Here is a 1,543-nt window from a genome sequence, read left to right on the forward strand (position 1 = left end):
AGAACGATCTCCAAACGGACCCAACGCATAGATCTAACTAAACGTCTGTAACCGCCCTCTCAGGACGTAGACACCGCGCTCGTGCTACACCTGATCGCCAGCCACCACGGACGCAACCGCTGCCTGCTCCCACCGATCCTGGATCCAGACCCGGTCAAGGTCGCTGTACCCGGCCTACCGATCCTCACCACCGAGGAAACCATCGACTGGCAATCACCAGCCCGCTTCCACCAGCTCAACCACACCTACGGCCGCTGGGGACTCGCCCTGCTCGAAACGATCGTGCGGCTCGCCGACATCTGGTGCTCCGCACGAGACGAGGAAGCCCAAGCATGACTCACACGGTCGAACTGCCAGCGCTCGACGGGCGCGACGTCCTTGGCTTCCTCGCCGCACTCGGCGTGGTGCGACTCCTTCACGACGAAGCCAATCTCGACGTACGACTGTCCTACGACGAGACGACCGCCCACGCCCTACTGCACAGCCCGCTCGCCACCACCGAGGCGGTCGTAGACGCGCTGGTCGAGATCATCAGCACGATTTCGCCCCACGCGGTGATCCCCGGCATGCCAGCAAGTTTCCCCCTTGCCAAGGTCGGCACCGCACCCGACCCGATGCGCATGCCCCGCGACCGGCTCCCCGCCCTCGTCCACGACCTCACCAGCGCACACACCGAACCGGAACTGCGCCAGTGGATGGCCGTGCTGGTAACAGACCTGACCGCCGACGCCAAGGGCCGGGCGACACTCACCCCGTACACCGCACCAGCTGGACAGCAAAGCCTGCGGTCCTTCTTCGCCAAGCCATTGGAAGAGCTCCGAAAAGCCCCTACCGAGCTGCTCTGGCAGGCACTGACCAACTGGCGACGGGTCGACGGCTATACCGGCGAGTACCTCGACCACCGAGTACTCCGCAGCGCCGCCGACCATCCCAGCGGCCAATCGACCGAAGCCGGCATACCCGGAGCGACCTGGCTCGCCATCATGGCCCTACCCCTGCTGCGACTCACCGGCACTGGCAACCTGACCCAAGCCACACTCTGGCACCACCTGCCCAACCACCGGCAACCCGTCATGACCTGGCCGCTATGGCGACAACCACTCGACCGTCACGCGATAACGGCCCTACTGGAACACCCCGACCTGCATCCACGGGCCAGCCCCACCAACGACATCACTGTCAACCCCGCCTCCTGGCCCCCGCTCGGTGTATTCACCGTTGCCGGAGCCATCCGCCAACCCATCGATGGCCGCAAGTCCGCAGGAGTCCTCGCGCCAGCACGGGTTCGCGCCAACATTCACCGCTGACCCACCCATGACTGTTGCCCCTCCATCAAGTCCGGCATGCGATGTAAATTGAAAATTGAATACAATAACGCTATTTGTCGCTCTGGCTCGGAACCCCGTGCTCGCACGCCTCAAGCAGTGGGTTCCGAGCCGGGAAAAGCATAGATATGGCGCAAGTCGTGCACGTGGGTCTGAGCCTCGATCCACCGATGAATGTCGGGTCGGCGGGACCCCGGAGATAGAAAGTGCCCTCTGAG

General features: G+C 64.0%; 2 protein-coding genes. Both read left to right on the plus strand.

Features of this window, described 5'->3' with window-relative positions; translation table 11 throughout:
• Positions 1-81 precede the first annotated feature (81 nt).
• Positions 82-336: a hypothetical protein gene (locus V6U90_RS33320; protein WP_334445141.1), complete on the plus strand. Its 255-nt coding sequence runs from the start codon at positions 82-84 to the stop codon at positions 334-336.
• Complete coding sequence (locus tag V6U90_RS33325; protein WP_334445143.1) at positions 333-1,307, plus strand: type I-G CRISPR-associated protein, Cas3-extension family; 975 nt, start codon at positions 333-335, stop codon at positions 1,305-1,307. The genes V6U90_RS33320 and V6U90_RS33325 overlap by 4 nt, the downstream gene beginning before the upstream one ends.
• Positions 1,308-1,543: the final 236 nt, after the last annotated feature.

The sequence above is a fragment of the Micromonospora sp. CPCC 206060 genome (assembly GCF_036906895.1).
In the GTDB taxonomy this organism is placed as follows: domain Bacteria; phylum Actinomycetota; class Actinomycetes; order Mycobacteriales; family Micromonosporaceae; genus Micromonospora.

Bases quoted from the DNA above. Each gene is read 5' to 3' on its own strand.
- V6U90_RS33325 (WP_334445143.1), top strand. From the start codon at position 333: ATGACTCACACGGTCGAACTGCCAGCGCTCGACGGGCGCGACGTCCTT.